The 15803-nt window shown below is 63.8% G+C and carries 18 protein-coding genes and 1 pseudogene; 3 read left to right on the top strand and 16 right to left on the bottom strand.

Translation table 11 applies throughout. The features are described from left to right. Positions 1 to 188 precede the first annotated feature (188 nt). From denD to ABVK50_RS20715, 4 genes are read right to left on the bottom strand one after another with little or no spacing between them, the layout of a single operon-like run. Positions 189 to 1154: a D-erythronate dehydrogenase gene (gene denD / locus ABVK50_RS20700; RefSeq protein WP_353644797.1), complete on the bottom strand. Its 966-nt coding sequence runs from the start codon at positions 1152 to 1154 to the stop codon at positions 189 to 191. After that, positions 1155 to 1364 carry a hypothetical protein gene (locus ABVK50_RS20705; protein ID WP_353644796.1) on the bottom strand — a complete coding sequence of 70 codons (210 nt, stop codon included), beginning with the start codon at positions 1362 to 1364 and terminating at the stop codon, positions 1155 to 1157. Then, entirely contained in the window at positions 1361 to 2323 is a 963-nt protein-coding gene (locus ABVK50_RS20710) for a cation diffusion facilitator family transporter (protein ID WP_353644795.1), read from the bottom strand. Before ABVK50_RS20710 ends, ABVK50_RS20705 begins: the two co-directional genes overlap by 4 nt. Then, entirely contained in the window at positions 2320 to 3024 is a 705-nt protein-coding gene (locus ABVK50_RS20715) for a GNAT family protein (RefSeq protein ID WP_353644794.1), read from the bottom strand. Before ABVK50_RS20715 ends, ABVK50_RS20710 begins: the two co-directional genes overlap by 4 nt. An 82-nt stretch (positions 3025 to 3106) precedes the next feature. Between ABVK50_RS20715 and ABVK50_RS20720 the strand changes: the two genes are divergently transcribed. After that, positions 3107 to 4306: a pyridoxal phosphate-dependent aminotransferase gene (locus ABVK50_RS20720; protein ID WP_353644793.1), complete on the top strand. Its 1200-nt coding sequence runs from the start codon at positions 3107 to 3109 to the stop codon at positions 4304 to 4306. Positions 4307 to 4314: 8 nt separating this feature from the next. Here the strand turns inward: ABVK50_RS20720 and ABVK50_RS20725 are convergent, their stop codons facing one another. From ABVK50_RS20725 to ABVK50_RS20770, 10 genes are all read right to left on the bottom strand, one after another. After that, entirely contained in the window at positions 4315 to 4725 is a 411-nt protein-coding gene (locus ABVK50_RS20725) for a RidA family protein (RefSeq protein ID WP_353644792.1), read from the bottom strand. 29 nt (positions 4726 to 4754) lie between these two features. Next, on the bottom strand, positions 4755 to 5441 hold the full coding sequence (locus ABVK50_RS20730) for an ABC transporter ATP-binding protein (protein ID WP_353644791.1): 687 nt from the start codon (positions 5439 to 5441) through the stop codon (positions 4755 to 4757). Then, a complete protein-coding gene (locus tag ABVK50_RS20735) occupies positions 5438 to 6187 on the bottom strand; it encodes an ABC transporter ATP-binding protein (protein ID WP_353644790.1) in 750 nt (249 codons plus the stop codon). The genes ABVK50_RS20730 and ABVK50_RS20735 overlap by 4 nt, the downstream gene beginning before the upstream one ends. After that, on the bottom strand, positions 6180 to 7160 hold the full coding sequence (locus ABVK50_RS20740) for a branched-chain amino acid ABC transporter permease (RefSeq protein ID WP_353644789.1): 981 nt from the start codon (positions 7158 to 7160) through the stop codon (positions 6180 to 6182). The genes ABVK50_RS20735 and ABVK50_RS20740 overlap by 8 nt, the downstream gene beginning before the upstream one ends. An 8-nt stretch (positions 7161 to 7168) precedes the next feature. Then, positions 7169 to 8089: a branched-chain amino acid ABC transporter permease gene (locus ABVK50_RS20745; RefSeq protein ID WP_353644788.1), complete on the bottom strand. Its 921-nt coding sequence runs from the start codon at positions 8087 to 8089 to the stop codon at positions 7169 to 7171. Between the two features lie 168 nt (positions 8090 to 8257). Next, positions 8258 to 9397 carry an ABC transporter substrate-binding protein gene (locus tag ABVK50_RS20750; RefSeq protein WP_353644787.1) on the bottom strand — a complete coding sequence of 380 codons (1140 nt, stop codon included), beginning with the start codon at positions 9395 to 9397 and terminating at the stop codon, positions 8258 to 8260. Positions 9398 to 9434: 37 nt separating this feature from the next. Then, positions 9435 to 10277 carry a tryptophan 2,3-dioxygenase gene (kynA, locus tag ABVK50_RS20755; RefSeq protein WP_353644786.1) on the bottom strand — a complete coding sequence of 281 codons (843 nt, stop codon included), beginning with the start codon at positions 10275 to 10277 and terminating at the stop codon, positions 9435 to 9437. A gap of 111 nt (positions 10278 to 10388) precedes the next feature. After that, positions 10389 to 11144, bottom strand: a complete 756-nt coding sequence (locus tag ABVK50_RS20760; protein ID WP_353644785.1) for an SDR family oxidoreductase — start codon at positions 11142 to 11144, stop codon at positions 10389 to 10391. Between the two features lie 177 nt (positions 11145 to 11321). Next, positions 11322 to 12056 (bottom strand): tellurite resistance TerB family protein, encoded by a 735-nt coding sequence (locus ABVK50_RS20765; RefSeq protein ID WP_353644784.1) that lies wholly within the window; start codon positions 12054 to 12056, stop codon positions 11322 to 11324. Between the two features lie 110 nt (positions 12057 to 12166). Further along, positions 12167 to 13093, bottom strand: coding sequence for a rhodanese-related sulfurtransferase (locus tag ABVK50_RS20770; RefSeq protein ID WP_353644783.1), 927 nt, complete (start codon positions 13091 to 13093; stop codon positions 12167 to 12169). A 168-nt stretch (positions 13094 to 13261) separates the two neighbouring features. On the opposite strand from ABVK50_RS20770, the pseudogene ABVK50_RS20775 reads away from it, so the two are divergent. Next, a pseudogene (locus ABVK50_RS20775) lies at positions 13262 to 13853 on the top strand (N-acetylmuramidase family protein); the annotation flags it as partial. Between the two features lie 247 nt (positions 13854 to 14100). Beyond that, on the top strand, positions 14101 to 14742 hold the full coding sequence (locus ABVK50_RS20780; protein WP_353644782.1) for a 2-dehydro-3-deoxy-phosphogluconate aldolase: 642 nt from the start codon (positions 14101 to 14103) through the stop codon (positions 14740 to 14742). A gap of 18 nt (positions 14743 to 14760) precedes the next feature. Here the strand turns inward: ABVK50_RS20780 and ABVK50_RS20785 are convergent, their stop codons facing one another. Both ABVK50_RS20785 and ABVK50_RS20790 read right to left on the bottom strand, forming a co-directional pair. Next, on the bottom strand, positions 14761 to 15297 hold the full coding sequence (locus ABVK50_RS20785) for a DUF6151 family protein (RefSeq protein WP_353644781.1): 537 nt from the start codon (positions 15295 to 15297) through the stop codon (positions 14761 to 14763). Positions 15298 to 15359: 62 nt separating this feature from the next. After that, positions 15360 to 15725 carry a VOC family protein gene (locus ABVK50_RS20790; RefSeq protein WP_353644780.1) on the bottom strand — a complete coding sequence of 122 codons (366 nt, stop codon included), beginning with the start codon at positions 15723 to 15725 and terminating at the stop codon, positions 15360 to 15362. Positions 15726 to 15803 lie beyond the last annotated feature (78 nt).

A 15803-nucleotide genomic window follows, 5' to 3' on the forward strand; every position in this document is an offset into this window, starting at 1 on the left:
GGCCCGAACATCGTCGAGCACGGCCCGGCCTTCACAGGCCGCTTTCTTCACGCCGCCCTGGCCGCGCTGTTCAATTTCTTTCCGCGGAAGGACGGCGGCAGTCGAGAGGTTGGCGCGGGCGGAAAAAAGTAAACCGTCCCCTGCTATCTGGGCGTGGCGATGATGGAGCGCGCCAGCGCCCCTCGATCTCAGCCGCCCAGTTCGTCCTCGATATGCGCGCGGATGATGTCGTCGAAACTCTGCTCCGCCGTGAATCCGAGTTCGCGCGCCCGCCGCGCCTCGAAGCGCGTCGGCCAGTTCTGGACGATGGCCCAGGTCGCCTCGTCCGGCACTTCGCGGATGAGCTTCGTCACCTCACTCCCTGCCACGCGTTCCAGTGCCTCGATCTGCTCGCCGACGGTCACGCCCACGCCCGGCATGGTCAAATTGCGACGCGGACCAATCAGCGCACCGTCGATGCCGGCCGCGCGGATCAGGAACTCCACGGCCGAACGCGGGCTGGCATGTGTGTGCACAACCGAACGCGGCACCGGCAGCACTGCCTCCTGCCCGCTCAATGGCTCGCGGATGATACTGGAGAAGAAGCCGGAAGCCGCTTTGTTGGGCTTGCCCGGGCGCACGCAGATCGTCGGCAGCCGGATGCCGACGCCGTCGAAGAAGCCGCGCCGCGTATAGTCGGCAAGCAGCGCCTCGGCCATCAGCTTCTGCGTACCGTAGGAGGTCATCGGCGTCGGGTGGAACTCATCGGGGATGACGTCCGGGAATGGCGCGCCGAAAACCGCGATCGACGAGGTAAAGACCACGCGCGGCTTGTAGCCGGCCAACCGGATGGCGTCGAACAAAGCGCGCGAACCGTCGAGATTGACGCGGTAGCCGAGATCGAAATTCGTTTCCGCCTCGCCCGAAACGACGCCCGCCAGATGGAAGATCATGTCCGGACGGTCGGCGATCAGCGCTTCGGAAGCGCCAGCCTCAGCAAGGTCGCCGGTGAAGGCGCGGACGAAAATCCCGTCCGACTGCGGCGTCTCCGGCGCGACGATGTCGTGAAGGTCGAGTGCGGCGATCGTCCGCCCGGCGATCTGCCGATCCTGCATAAGCCGCGTTACGAGCTTGCGTCCGACCATGCCGGCCGCACCGGTAATCAATATGCGCATTCAGTCACCTTTTCTCTGCTGGCTGCGGCCGCGCAGCCAGAACACCATGAAGAAAGCGGCGACGAACAGGATCGCCACCGCTCCCGCCGCGATCGTCGACACCTCGCCCACCGCCAGCATTATGCTCGGCAGGTAAAACGCCGTCAGGCCGAAGGCGAGCATTATGATTGCCGCCGCGACCAGCGTATTGCGGTTCTTGGGATCCATCATCGCGCTGCCGTCCGGCCGTGACGATGGTCGTGAATATGGTCGGCGTCGTGGGGACGATGCGCGTCGGCGCAGTGGCCGTATTCCGGCTCGACTGTCGCGTGGCTGATGCCGTGACTGCCGGCGAGGCGCTGTTTGATGGCGCTGACCGCCGCGTGGGCGTCCGCCCCCTCATCGAGGCAGGCGTGCAGCGTCGCGATGTTCTTCGAGCCGTCGAGCGACCAGACATGCATGTGATGGATTTCGCGGACGCCCGGGACGTGCGCCGCGATATCCCTGGCGATGTCGTCGCGGTCGAGGCTCGCGGGAACGCCTTCGAGAAGCAGATGTCCGACCTCGCGCACCAGCGACCATGCGCTCCGGAACAGGATCAGCGCGACCATCACCGAAAGAATCGGATCGATCGTGTACCAGCCCGTCATGAGAATGACGGTGGCTGCAACAAGTGCCGCCACCGAGCCGAGCAGGTCGCCCATGACATGCAGTATGGCGCCGCGCATGTTGAGGCTTTCGCGGTCGCCGCCATGCAGCACGAAGAAAGCCGCTATGTTGACCGCCAGCCCGACCAGTGCGACGACGAGCATCGGACCGCCGAGCACCGGCGAAGGCTCGTTGAGCCGGTGCCAGGCCTCGTAGACGATCCAGAGCGCGATCGCGAAAATGGCCAGCCCGTTGGTATAAGCAACCAGCGTCTTCACCCGGTCGAAGCCATAGGTCATGCGCGCCGTTGCGGCGCGGGTGGCGAGGTGGAAGGCATACCAGGCCAGCAGCAGCGACACCGAATCGGCGAGCATGTGGCCGGCATCGGCAAGCAGCGCCAGCGAACCGGTGAGCACGCCGCCGATCGCCTCGGCGACCATGAAGCCGGCCGTAAGAATGGCCGCGATCAGCACACGCGACTTGTCAGAGCCGTCCGCATGTGCGCCGGCATGGCTATGGCCGTGATCGTGATTGCCGCTCATACATTCGTCATCTGTTGTGCCACCGCTTCGGCGCAAAGCTCTTCGAGCCGCCGCTTCTGCCGGCCCTCGATGTCGAAGTTAGCCGGATCGAGCCATTCCTGATAGGCGCGTTTCAACGCAGGCCATTCCTTGTCGATGATCGAATACCACGCCGTGTCCCGGTTCTCGCCCTTCACGATAAGATGCTGTCGGAAGACGCCCTCGAACTGGAAGCCGAAGCGTTCGGCCGCCCGCTTCGACGGCTCGTTGGCATTGTTGCATTTCCATTCGTAGCGCCGATAGCCGAGATCGTCGAACGCGTATTTCATGAACAGGAACTGCGCCTCCGTCGCGGCGGGTTTGCGCGACACGAGCGGCCCCCAGTAGATGTTGCCGATCTCGATCACGCCGTAGGCCGGATCAATGCGCATCAGCGTCTGCCGCCCGGCGACCTTGCCACTGGACTTATCGATAACAGCGAAGAACAGCGGGTCCTCGCTCGCCGCCGACTTTTCCAGCCAGGGCTGGAAGGCGGCGCGGCTTTCCGGCGGATAATCGAACAGCCAGCGGAATCGATCCGCCGCATCCGGTACCGACGACGCCTCATAAAGCCCGTCGCCGTGTCTGGCGACATCGAGCGGCTCGAGCCGGACATAGCTGCCCTCCAGCACCCGCCGCTCGGGGCGCGGCCGCGGTCGCCAATTCTTCAGATCGTCCGACAAGGGCTGCTCCATTCCGTTGACATTTTCGGCGGGACGTTCACAAAAGCCCATTCGCGGCATAAGCACCAGATGGATGTGAGACATGCTCCAAACGATTGCGGCCTTCGACCGTCTCGGCGAGGAAAACGCCTTCGCCGTACTGGCGCGGGCGACGGCGCTGGCAAGCCAGGGCCGCGACATTATCAACCTTGGCATCGGCCAGCCGGATTTCCGCACACCGGAGCACATCGTCGAGGCGGCGATCAAGGCGCTGCGCGACGGGCATCACGGCTATACACCGGCCAACGGGCTCCTGGCGACGCGCGAAGCCGTGGTACGCCGCACCTTGGCTATGACCGGCATTGAGGTCTCGCCGGAATCGGTGATGATTCTGCCCGGCGGCAAGCCGACAATGTTCGCGGCCATAATGATGTTCGGCGAACCGGGCGCCGATATCCTCTATCCGGACCCGGGATTTCCGATCTACCGCTCGATGATCGAATTTACGGGCGCCATGCCCATTCCCGTGCCGATGCGCGAATCCAACGGTTTTGCTTTCTCGGCCGAGGAGACGCTGGCGCTGATTACGCCGCGGACACGGCTGCTGATCCTCAACTCGCCCGCAAACCCGACAGGCGGCGTGACGCCGCGGGCCGAGATCGAGAAGCTGGCCGCGGGGCTGGCGGCGCACCCGAACGTCGCGATCCTCTCCGACGAAATCTACGATGTCATGACCTATGACGGGGAGAAGCACTGCTCGCTGCTGCACTTCCCGGAAATCCGCGACCGTCTGATCGTGCTGAACGGCTGGTCGAAAACATGGGCAATGACCGGCTGGCGCATGGGATGGTCGATCTGGCCGAACTCGGCCGGGAGCGGCCATCTCTACGACAAGGTGCGCAAGCTCGCGGTGAATTGCTGGTCCTGCGTCAACGCGCCGAGCCAGTATGCCGGCATCGCCGCGATCGACGGGCCACAGGACGAGGTCGATAGCATGATGCGGGCCTTCGACCGGCGACGGAAGGTCGTCGTCGAAGGGCTGAACCACCTGCCCGGCGTCTCGTGCATCACGCCAAAGGGCGCGTTCTATGCCTTTCCGAATATCTCGGCGACCGGCTGGAAGGCGAAGAAGCTTGCCTCTGCGCTGCTCGAGGAAGCGGGCGTGGCTCTGATCGGCGGGCCGGATTTCGGCGTGCTCGGCGAAGGCTATGTCCGGTTGTCCTACGCCAATTCGGAAGAGAATATTTTGCGCGCGCTGGACAGGATGGCGGATTTCCTGAAGGCGCGGCCCGCGGCGGCGTAGCGAGCGAGCTATCGCGGCAGAACCGCCGTCGCTTCGATCTCGACCTTGGCGGCATCTTCCATCAGCGCCACCACCTGCACCATCGCCATCGCCGGATAGTGCTTGCCCATCACCGAGCGGTACGCCTCACCGATCTCGCGCAGATTGGCCAGATATTCCGTCTTGCTGGTCACATACCAGGTCATCTTGACGATGTGCTCGGGCCGCCCCCCCGCCTCCGCGACGATGTCGACGATGTTCTGCAGGGTCTGCCGCGTCTGCCCGGCGAGATCATGCGCCTCGAACACCTGGTCGCCGGTCCAGCCGATCTGGCCGCCGAGATAGATGGTTCGGCCCTCCGCGACGACACCGTTGGCGTAGCCCTTGGCGGCTTTCCAATTGGCCGGGTGGAGCACCTGGTGGACGGGATCAGCGATCATCAAATTCTCCAACGTCAGCATGCGGCGTCTCAGACGCCGAGATAGCGGTCCTGCAGTTCCGGCGTAAGTTCGTCCGGCTTGCCGGAAAAGACGGTCCTGCCCTTTTCCAGAACGAAGCAGCGGTCGGCGACGGGCAGGAGTTCGGCAAGCGTCTTGTCGACCACCAGGATCGACTGCCCATCCGCCTTCAGCCGCCTGATCGCCTCCCAGATGTCCTGCCGGATGACGGGCGCCAGGCCCTCGGTGGCCTCGTCGAGGATGAGCAGTTGCGGATTGGTCATCAGCGCGCGGCCGATTGCCAGCATCTGCTGCTCGCCGCCCGAAAGCGAATGCGCATACTGATCTTGTCGCTCCTCAAGCCGCGGAAAAAGCGCATTGATGCGCGCCAGTGTCCATGGCCCCTGCCGGGCCGCCGCGACCAGGTTCTCGCGCACCGTCAGATTGGGAAAGCAGCGCCTTCCTTCCGGCACCAGCCCGATGCCGAGCCGCGCGATGCGGTGCGGTGGCATGCCAGCAATGTCCTTGCCGATGAAACGTACCCTGCCTCCGCGCGGGCGGATCAGCCCGAGCACCGAGCTGATCGCCGTCGTCTTGCCCATGCCGTTGCGCCCCATCAGCGCCACGACCTCGCTCTGGCCGACCGAGAAGTCGACGCCGAACAGCGCCTGCGAGGCGCCGTAGAAGCTTTCCAGCCCGCTCACCTGAAGCAACGTCACGGCTGCTCTCCGAGGTAGGCGCGGCGCACTTCGGCGTCGCCGCGGATTTCCTCGACCGGGCCGGTCGCGATGATGCGGCCATAGACCAGCACCGAAATGCGGTCGGCGAGCGCGAAGACGACATCCATGTCGTGCTCGACCAGCAGGATTGGCGCCTCGTGCCGTAATCCGTCGAGAAAGCCTGTCAGCGTGCGCGAGCCTTCCGGTCCCATGCCGGCCATCGGCTCGTCGAGCAGGAACGCCTTCGGCCCAAGCGCCAGTGCGATGGCGATCTCCAACTGCCGGCGCTCGCCATGCGAAAGCTCGGCCGCAGGCACGTCGGCACGTGCGGCAAGCCCGGTGCGCTCCAGCATGGCCATTGCCGGCTCGGTCAGGCTCCTGTCCTTCATCACCGGGCGGAAGAAGCGGAAGCTCGATCCCTGCCGCGACTGGACGGCAAGCATGACATTGCGCAACGCCGAAAATTCCGGCGCCAGCGAGGAAATCTGGAAGCTGCGGCCGAGACCGCGGCGGGCGCGGGCTGCGACGCCGAGCGCGCCGATGTCCTCGCCCAGGAACACGATCTCGCCGCTGTCCGGTGTGATGCCGCCGGCGATCTGGTGGATCAGCGTCGTCTTGCCCGCGCCATTGGGGCCGATCAGCGCGTGGATCTCGCCCGGCCGAAGATCGAGGCTGACGCCGTCGGTCGCCTTCAGCGCGCCGAAGGATTTTCTGAGATCGCGGATCGACAGCACCGGCTCAGCCATGTTTAGCCTTTCCGGCGAGCACGCCGATCAGGCCGCCGCGCGCGAACAGCACCACGCCGAGCAGGATGAGGCCAAGGAAGAACTGCCAGCGCTCGGTCAGGCCGCCGAGCACGAATTCGAAAAGCACGAACAGCATCGCGCCGGCGACCGGGCCGAAAAGGCGTCCCGTACCGCCGAGGATGATCAGCACGATCAGTTCACCCGACATCTGCCACGACAGCATGGACGGGCTGACGAAGCGGTTCAAATCGGCCATCAGCGCGCCGGCAAGCCCGGTGATCGCAGCCGATATGGTGAAGGCCGCGAGCCTGATCCGGAACGGCGCGATGCCGACAGCGGCAAGGCGCATCTCGTTCTGCCGCCCGGCCTGCAGCGCCGCGCCGAAACGCGAGTCGCGAACAAGCGCAAACAGCGCCAGCGCCGCCAGGAGCAGGACATAGCAGATTAGGAAGAAAGTCAGCGGAACGGCGGTGCTCACACCGGGAAAGCCGTTGCGGACAACGATCGAAAGCCCGTCCTCGCCGCCATAGGCCGGCCAGGAGATCGCGAAATAATAGATCATCTGCGCGAAGGCGAGCGTGATCATGATGAAGTATACGCCCGCGGTCCGGAGGCTGATTGCGCCGATCGGCAGCGCCACCAGCGCCGAAACCAGCATCGCCGCCAGCCAGATCGCGGGCATCTGGTCGCTGCCTGAAAACTCGAACGGCCAGGTAAAAAGCGGCGTCTGGTTGAAGGCATGGCTTGAAAAGATGCCGGCGACGTAGCCTCCAATGCCGAAGAACGCCGCGTGGCCGAACGAGACCAGGCCGCCGAGGCCGAGCGCGAAATTGAGGCCGACGGCGGCAAGCGCCAGTATCGCCATGCGGGTCGCAAGCGTGATGTAGAACGGTTCTCTCAAAGCAATCGCCGCCATGGGAACGACCAGCAGCAGCCCCGCCAGCAGCAGGTTGATCGCCCTTTCGCGGCTCATCCGGCTGCTCATGCGGTTGCCGGAAACAGGCCCTTGGGCCTGAACGCCAGGATGAGCGCCATCACGATATAGATCAGCATCGAGGCGAGCGCCGCACCCGTTGTCGCACCGTCAGCGGGACCGAGAAAGACGGTGAAAAGCTTGGGCAGCAGGAAGCGGCCGAGCGTGTCGGTCAGGCCGACGAGCACCGCGCCGACCAGCGCGCCTTTGATTGAACCGATGCCGCCAATGACGATGACAACAAAGGCGAGGATCAGTACCGGCTCTCCCATGCCGACCTGCACCGATTGCAATGCGCCGACCAGAGCGCCGGCAAGGCCGGCGAGTGCTGCGCCGAGTGCGAAAACCATCGTGTAGAGCGTACCGATATCGACGCCGAGCGCCGCGATCATCTCGCGGTCCGACTGGCCGGCACGGATGCGCATGCCGAGCCGCGTCCGGGCAATCAGATAATAAAGCCCTATCGCGACGAGCACGCCGACGCCGATTATCGCCAGCCGGTAGAGCTGGTAGCGTGCGCCACCCGGAAGCTCGACCGCTCCGGCAAGCACGGGCGGAATGTCGAGATAGAGCGGAAACGAGCCGAACAGCCAGCGTGTGGCTTCCGAGAATATGAGGATCAGCGCAAAGGTGGCGAGCACCTGGTCGAGGTGGTCGCGGTCGTAGAGCCGCCTGATAACGGCGACCTCCACGATCGTGCCGGCCGCGGCGGCCGCCGCCAGGCTCGCCGCCAATCCTACCCAGAATGATCCGGTTGCCGCCGCCACCGCCGCGCAGGCAAAAGCGCCGATCATATAGAACGAGCCGTGCGCGAGATTGATCAGCCCCATCACGCCGAAGATCAGCGTCAGCCCGGCAGCCATCAGAAATAGCATGACGCCGAACTGCAGTCCGTTGAGCAGTTGCTCTATGATGAGGGCGGTTTGCACAGGCAGGTTCCGTTTCGGACGGGAAGCCCTTCACCGCCTCGCTTTCACTCGGCACTTCTCCCCACTTTGTGGGGGCGAGGGGCGCAGCTTTGGCGATTGGCGCTTCCTCTCCCCCCGGTAGGGGGAGAGTGGTTCGCGAAGCGAACCGGTGAGGGGGTTCTTTATTTCCTACATCTTGCACTGCTCGGCATACGCATCGCCGTGATTGGTGAAGGCCGTACCGACGATCTTGTTGGTCAAGACGTTGCCTTCCTTGACCACTTCGCGAACGTAGAGGTCCTGGATCGGATGGTTGTTGGTGTTGAACTTGAATTTGCCTCGCACGGAGTCGAACTGCGCTTCCTTCAGCGCGGCGCGGAACGCGTCGGCATCCTTCACGCTCGCCTTCTTCGAGGCGGAGACGATCAGGTTCGCGGTGTCGTAGGCCTGCGCGGCATAGACCGACGGGAGGCGATTGTATTCCTTCTGGAATGCCTCGACAAACGTCTTGTTGGCCGCGTTGTCCAGATCCTTCGACCATGAGGCCGAATTCTTCGCGCCGATCGCCGCGTCGCCGATCGCGCCCAGCACGTCCTGGCTGAACGAGAAGCCCGGTCCCATCAGCGGGATGCCGACGCCCGATTGTGCATATTGCTTGACGAAGGCGATGCCCATGCCGCCCGGCAGGAAGAAAAACACCGAGTCTGCGCCTGAAGCGCGGATCTGGGCGATCTCTGCGGCGTAGTCGGTCTGGCCGAGCTTGGTGTAGACCTCCCCGACCAGCTCACCCTTGTAATAGCGCTTGAAGCCGTTCAACGAATCCGTGCCCGCCGGATAGTTCGGCGCGAGGATGAACATCTTCTTGATGCCCTCGTTCTGGGCGTAATTGCCCATCGCCTCGTGGAAATTGTCGTTCTGGTAGGCGACGTTGAAATAATTCTCGTGGCACTTTTCGCCAGCCAGCGGCGAGGGACCGGCATTGGGCGACAGGTAGAATTTGCCCTGCGCAACCGCGTTCGGCACCACCGCCATTGCGAGGTTCGACCAGATGATGCCGGTCAAGAGATCGACCTGGTCGGACTGGATCATCTTGTCGGCGATCTGCACGGCCAGTTCCGGCTTCATCGCGTCGTCTTCGGTGACGACCTCGATTTCGGTGTCGCCAGCCAGCTTGAGCGCCAGCATGAGGCCGTCGCGCGCATCGACGCCGAGCCCGGCGCCGCCGCCCGAGAGCGTCGTGATCATGCCGACCTTCACAGGCTCGGCATAGGCGAGGCCGGATGTTGCGAGCGAAAGGCCCAGGAGGCCGGCAGCAATAATCTTCTTCATTCTCTTCTCCCGTTTAATGTTCTTATGTTCCCAAGCTTTACAGCTCTGTGCGAACTTTCCAGAGTTCCGGAAACAGTTCAACCTCAAGCATCTTGCGCAGGTAGGAAACGCCCGACGTTCCGCCCGTACCGCGCTTCAGGCCGATGATGCGCTCGACAGTGGTGACGTGGTTGAAGCGCCAGCGCCGGAAATAGTCCTCGAAATCGACTAGTTTCTCCGCCAATTCGTAGAGCATCCAGTGCTTTTCGGGTGCGAGGTAGACCTGCCGCCAGGCGGCGAGCACGGCATCGTTCGGTGTGCGCGTAGCGTGCCAGTCGGTGCGGGTGGCGTCCGCTCCTACATCGAAGCCCTGCCGAGAAAGCAGAAGCAGCGCTTCGTCATAGAGGCTCGGCTGGGCGAGGATTTTCTCGAGTTCGGCGACCACCTCCGGCCGGTGCGCATGCGGTTTGAGCATGGCGTCGTTGCGGTTGCCGGCCAGGAACTCGATCGCCCGATACTGGTAGGACTGGAAACCCGATGACTGGCCGAGCGAGCTGCGGAACTGGGTGTATTCGGACGGCGTCATCGTCCTGAGCACGTCCCACGCGCCGGTCAGTTGCTCGAATATCCGTGCCACGCGCGACAGCATCTTGAACGCCGGCTGCAGCCGGTCCTCGTGGATCGCCTTGGACGCCGAGCGGATCTCGTGGATGGCGAGCTTCATCCAAAGCTCCGAGGTCTGGTGCTGGATGATGAAGAGCAACTCGTCATGCGCGCCGGACAGCGGCGACTGCGCATGCAGTATTTTTTCCAGGTGCAGATAGTCGCCATAGGACATGCGCCCGCGAAATTCCATCTGGGCGCCTTCTGCGGCGGGATGGCGGGAGCCTGTCTGCGTCATGCGGCGTGTCCCAGATCAGCGGCGCGCGGCCGCTTCGCGTCAGTCATTACCCCAGAATTGCAGAACGATCATAAAGTTTCAAGCATGAAATTTTATGATTAAAATATCTTGCTAGCCCCGGCCGACATACGGCATTTTGGTCGCCATCACCGTCATGAACAGCACATTGGCGTCGAGCGGCAGGCTGGCCATGTGCACGACCGCGTCGGCGACACGCTGGACGTCCATGACCGGTTCCGGAGCCATCGTGCCGTTTGCCTGCGGCACGCCTACCGTCATCGGCCTGGCCATGTCCGTCAGCGCATTGCCGATGTCGATCTGGCCGCAGGCTATGTCGAACGGCCTGCCGTCGAGCGCCAGCGTCTTCGTCAGGCCGGTGATGGCGTGCTTTGTCGCCGTATAGGGAACGGAGCCGGGCCGCGGCGCATAGGCCGAAACCGAGCCGTTGTTGATGATGCGCCCGCCCATCGGCTGTTGCCGCCGCATCGCGCCGAACGCCGCGCGGGCGCACAGGAAAGAGCCGGTCAGATTGACGCCGACGACGTCGTTCCAGACCTCGACCGGGATTTCGTCGATGGTCGTCGACTTGTAGCCCATCCCAGCGTTGTTGAAGAGCAAGTCGACACGGCCGAATGTTTCCACGACAGTCGCGAAAAGACGATCCACCTGCTCGGGAACGGAGATGTCGCAGGCGACCGCGAGCGCCTTGGCCTCAGCGGCGCCGGCTTCGGCGACCGCTGCGTCAAGCACGTCCTTGCGCCGGCCGCAGAAAACCGTGTTCCAGCCATTGTTGAGAAGCGCCGTCGCTACTGATTTGCCTATGCCGGTGCCGGCTCCGGTGACGATCGCGGTCTTGCCGTTCTGCATGCGAATATCCTCCCTGGAAGAGAAGCATGGCATCGCAGATGAAGGATAATGTGGCAACCGACAAAAAGGGCGGTCATTGGCGACCGCCCTGATCTGGATCGAGCTTGGGAGGAGGATGAGCCGATCCGACTGATTAAAATGATGCGCTTGACCGGTTAACGAAAAGTTAACGCCAAATCATGAGCTCCAGATGGTTCCGGTCGCTGGCTTGGCCGGCGCTTCGCTCGCCGCTGTAACAGTGGCTTCGACGTGGTCGACCAAGGCATCCGGCAGCTTCAAGCGTCCGGCCAGCATGTCGAGATAGCCGCGCTCGGCGCGTGAATCCGGGTCGATCGCCAGACGCGAAGCCGTGTAGATCTCGACCTTCTGGGCATCCGTCTTGGCGGCCACAACCAGCGCGTCGAGGTCGAGCGGCGCTTCGATCTCAGCAAGCATGAACTCTTCGGCCTCGCTGCCTATTCCCGACAGACTGAGCTTGTCGGCGATTTTCCTGCGCTCGGTCTCATCAATATGCCCGTCGGACTTCGCCGCGGCGATCATGGCGCGCACGAGCGTCAGCGCGAATTCCTGCTCGCCCTGAGGCGCCTTCGAAGGATGGAAGCTCGTATCCTTGGGCGGCGGCAGCAGTTCGGGCTCGGCCGCCGCCTCCGCCGGCTGCTTGCCCTTCTGGTAATTCTGGTAGGCCTTGTAGGCGAGCCCGCCGATTGCCGCAAGACCGCCAAGCTTGAGCGCTGATCCCGTCACCGCGCGGCCGGCGCCCGTTCCAAGCAGCACCGCTACCAGCGCACCTGCGGCCAGCGGATTATCCTTAGCCATCTGCGTCGCCTTGCCGGCGTGGTCGCGGACCGTGGATTCCGTACCCGGAATTTTCGAGCCGAGCAGATCGTCGAGCAGCTTCTTGGGATCGAACATCAAAGGGCCTCCAGAAATAGTTTCCGGCACATGCCCGGGCCGGCTTCCGGTGCAGCGGAAGTAGGCAGCGGAACGCGACATTACAATGACGCTCCGCGTGGCGCGACCGGTCAGCTGCCGATATGGCGAAGGCCGCGCTTCTCCGCGATTTCCACCTGCCGCTGGCGCTCGGCGTAGCGGGCGCGGTCTTCGTCGGAACGCTGGTCATAACAATGCGGACAGGAGACGCCGGCGCTGAATTTCGGCGACAGGCGTTCCTCGGCGGTCAGCGGATGGCGGCAGGCGCGGCAAAGCTCCGATTGCCCGACTTCCAGGCCGTGCGAAACGGACACCCGCTCGTCGAAAACGAAACACTCCCCCTGCCACAAGCTCTCTTCCGCCGGCACCTCTTCGAGATATTTCAGGATGCCGCCCTTGAGGTGGAAAACATCTTCGAGGCCGAGCGATTTCACGTAGGCGGTGGCCTTCTCGCAGCGTATGCCGCCGGTGCAGAACATCGCGACCTTGCGGCCTTCGAGCTGATCACGATGGCTGGCAACCCATTGAGGAAACTCGCGAAAACTCTTAGTCTGCGGATCCACCGCACCCTGGAAGGTTCCGATCGACACCTCGTAGTCATTGCGCGTGTCGATGACGATCGTCTCTGAATCGGCGATCAGCGCGTTCCAGTCGGAGGGCGCGACATAGGCCCCCGCCCCTTGCAGCGGGTCGATGCCCTCGACGCCCATGGTGACGATTTCGCGTTTCAGCCTGACCTTCATGCGGTGGAATGGCATTTCGGCTGCTGCGCTGTATTTGACCTCCAGCCCAGTCAGTTCCGGCATCGCCTCCAGCCAGCCGATGAGTTCGGAAATCGCCTGTTCGCGGCCGGCCACGGTGCCGTTGATGCCTTCCGAGGCAAGCAGCAGCGTGCCCTTGATGCCGCGGCCGCAGCAGAAGGCGGCGAGCGGTGCGCGCAGTTCCTCGAACCGCCCGATCCGGCAGAACCGGTAGAGGGCGGCGACGCGGAAGCCGGGATTTACGGGCGAAGTGTCCATGGCGTGTGGATAAATCTCCGATGCGGGCAATTCAAGGCACGGTTTTATCGGTAGGAAATCAGCGGTTTGGCTTCAGCACATGGGCGCAACGCCGCGAAATTTGTTCACATCCGCCGGGGCGGGGCGAAAATCACGCGGATTGAAGCCAAGAAGGAAGGTACACCGCGCATGTTCACCGACGAAACCAGACGCGAAATCGCCGCCCTCGCCAAGAACCTCGAACTGGAGCCGGAAGCGCTGCTGGCGATCGCCGAGGTGGAGAGCGGCGGCAAGGGATTCGCCACTGTCGGCGGCAGGCCGGAGCCGCTGATCCGTTTCGAGGGTCATTATTTCGACCGGCGGCTGTCGCCGGCAAACCGGCAACGGGCTCGGGCGGACGGTCTGGCCTCGCCGGCGGCCGGCGCCGTCGCCAATCCGAAGACGCAGGCCGGACGCTGGGCGCTTCTCGCGAAAGCCTGCGCGATCGACGCCAGAGCGGCCAATGAAAGCGTATCCTGGGGCATCGGCCAGGTGATGGGCGCGCACTGGGCCTGGCTCGGGCTATGCCGATGTCGACGCGCTGGTCGCGGAGGCGAGATGCGGCGTCGCCGGGCAGATCCGGCTGATGGCGCGCTACATCGAAAAGGCCGGGCTTACGGCGGCGGTGCGCCGGCGCGACTGGGAGGCTTTCGCCCGCGGCTATATCGGACCGCAGTACCGGCGCTACGGCTACCACAGGAAGATCGCTGCGGCCTACCACCGCTTCCGTGCCGAGTCCGGGGAGCCCTTGCCGGAGAAAAGAAATACGGCACTCAGGATCCCGAAAAGCGCTGCCAGGAAAGCGCTTCCGGCGACGGCGATACCGACGAAGACGCAGGCGGTCAGGCCAGCGAAGCCGCGCTTCTGGAACGGGCTTGCGCGGACATTTTCAAGCTTCCTCGGGCGAGGCTGACCGGCCCGCTTTCGTGGACTTGGCGGGATGCTTCTGCTAATCCCGGCTGAAATCCCGAACGGCACAGAAGGCGCTCATGGCCAGCAAGACTGAAAAACTCCTGTCGCTCCTTGATGGCCAGCCGGTGATCCCGGTGCTGAAGATCGACAGGGTCGCCGACGCGGCGCCGCTGGCGCGGGCGCTTGCCCGTGGCGGCTTGCGCGTCATCGAGATCACGCTGCGAACCGCGGATGCGCTGGAATGCATCCGCCGGGCTGCGGGCGAGGTCGAAGAATCGATTGTCGGGGCAGGCACCATACTGGATGCGCGCCAGTTCGACGAAGCGGCGGCGGCCGGCTCGAAATTCATCGTCAGCCCGGGCGTCACGCGCGAATTGCTGGCGGCCGCCGGCGGCAGCGAGGTGCCGCTGCTGCCCGGCGCGATCACGCCGGGCGAAATCATGACGGCGCGTGAGGCAGGCCTAGACTTCCTGAAATTCTTCCCGGCCGAGCAGGCCGGCGGCGCGGCGTTCCTGAAATCGCTGGCCTCGCCTTTCGGCGGCATAAAATTCTGCCCGACCGGCGGGGTGACGGCCAAAAACGCGAACGACTACCTCGGCCTGCCCAACGTGATATGCGTCGGCGGCTCATGGGTCGCGCCCGACGATCTGGTGAAGGCCGGCAAATGGGACGCCATCGAGGCTTTGGCCCGGGAAGCCGCGACGCTGCGCAAGGGCTGACGTTCTCGATTCGAGTCGTCAGGCGTCGATCTTCCCCACCACTTCGATCTTCGGATTCCGGAATCCCATGGCGATCCACGCCCGAAGGAGCTTTGCGTAGAAGGACACGGTGTGGCTTTTCAGATTGGCGATGTCGTCGGGCAGCTTGGAAGCATCGGGCAGGTCGCCTGCCATCGTGCGCAACTCGGCTTTCGGCCGCGCCTCGTCCGGCCAGAGATGCAGATAGATGCTTAGCCAGTGCGCGCCCTTCATCTCCAGGAACACCGGCGTGTTGCAGCAGGTCGCAATGACACGCCGCGAACCCGCCTCGGCGGACAGCCGGAATTCACTCATGTGCTCCGCGCCGGACAGGATCCGGACTCGATCCTTGCGATATTCCGCACAAGGCGTCGCGCCGTAGGATGTAAGGATATTCCTTGCGCTGGGGAGGCTCGCTAGACGCTCCGCAGCAGCCCTGCAGCTGTTGCACAGGCATTCGGACACAAGGATCGCTGCTCCCAGCACTTCCAGGCGTGTCCGTCCGCAGTTGCATCCGATAATCGTAGTTCCGCTCATCTTGCATCATGCTCCGCGACTGAGGTGGCCGGATGCTTGCGCGTGGACCTTCGGCGGCCGGCTCATCTGCTGCCGATCACCATCCGGTTGCCTTCGCTGTCGCGAAATTCCGCGACCGTGCGGCCCGGCTGCCACGAAGCCTCTTGCGGCTCGGTGATGATTTCCACTCCATGCGATTTCAGGGCTTTGACGGTAGCTTCGACGTTGTCGTCGACCAGCACCAGGACCGGCTCCGCCGACGGCGCATCGTCCTTGCGCCTGACGAAATGCAACGTCGTTTCGGCGTCAGGGAATTTCAGCTCGATCCATCGCCAGTCGTCCTTGCCCATCGGGGCGTCGGCAGCGACCACGCAACCGAAATGGTCGGCGTAGAAATTCTTGGCGCGGTCCTGATCGAATACAGGAAGCTCGGCGAATTGTATGTGCATGGTGGATTCTCCTGTTCATCCCGAGGACGCCATGGCGACAAATTGCCTGGCGCGCGCTCTCCTTCGTCCAGCGCCGGA

Source organism: Mesorhizobium sp. WSM2240 (assembly GCF_040438645.1).
GTDB lineage: Bacteria > Pseudomonadota > Alphaproteobacteria > Rhizobiales > Rhizobiaceae > Allomesorhizobium.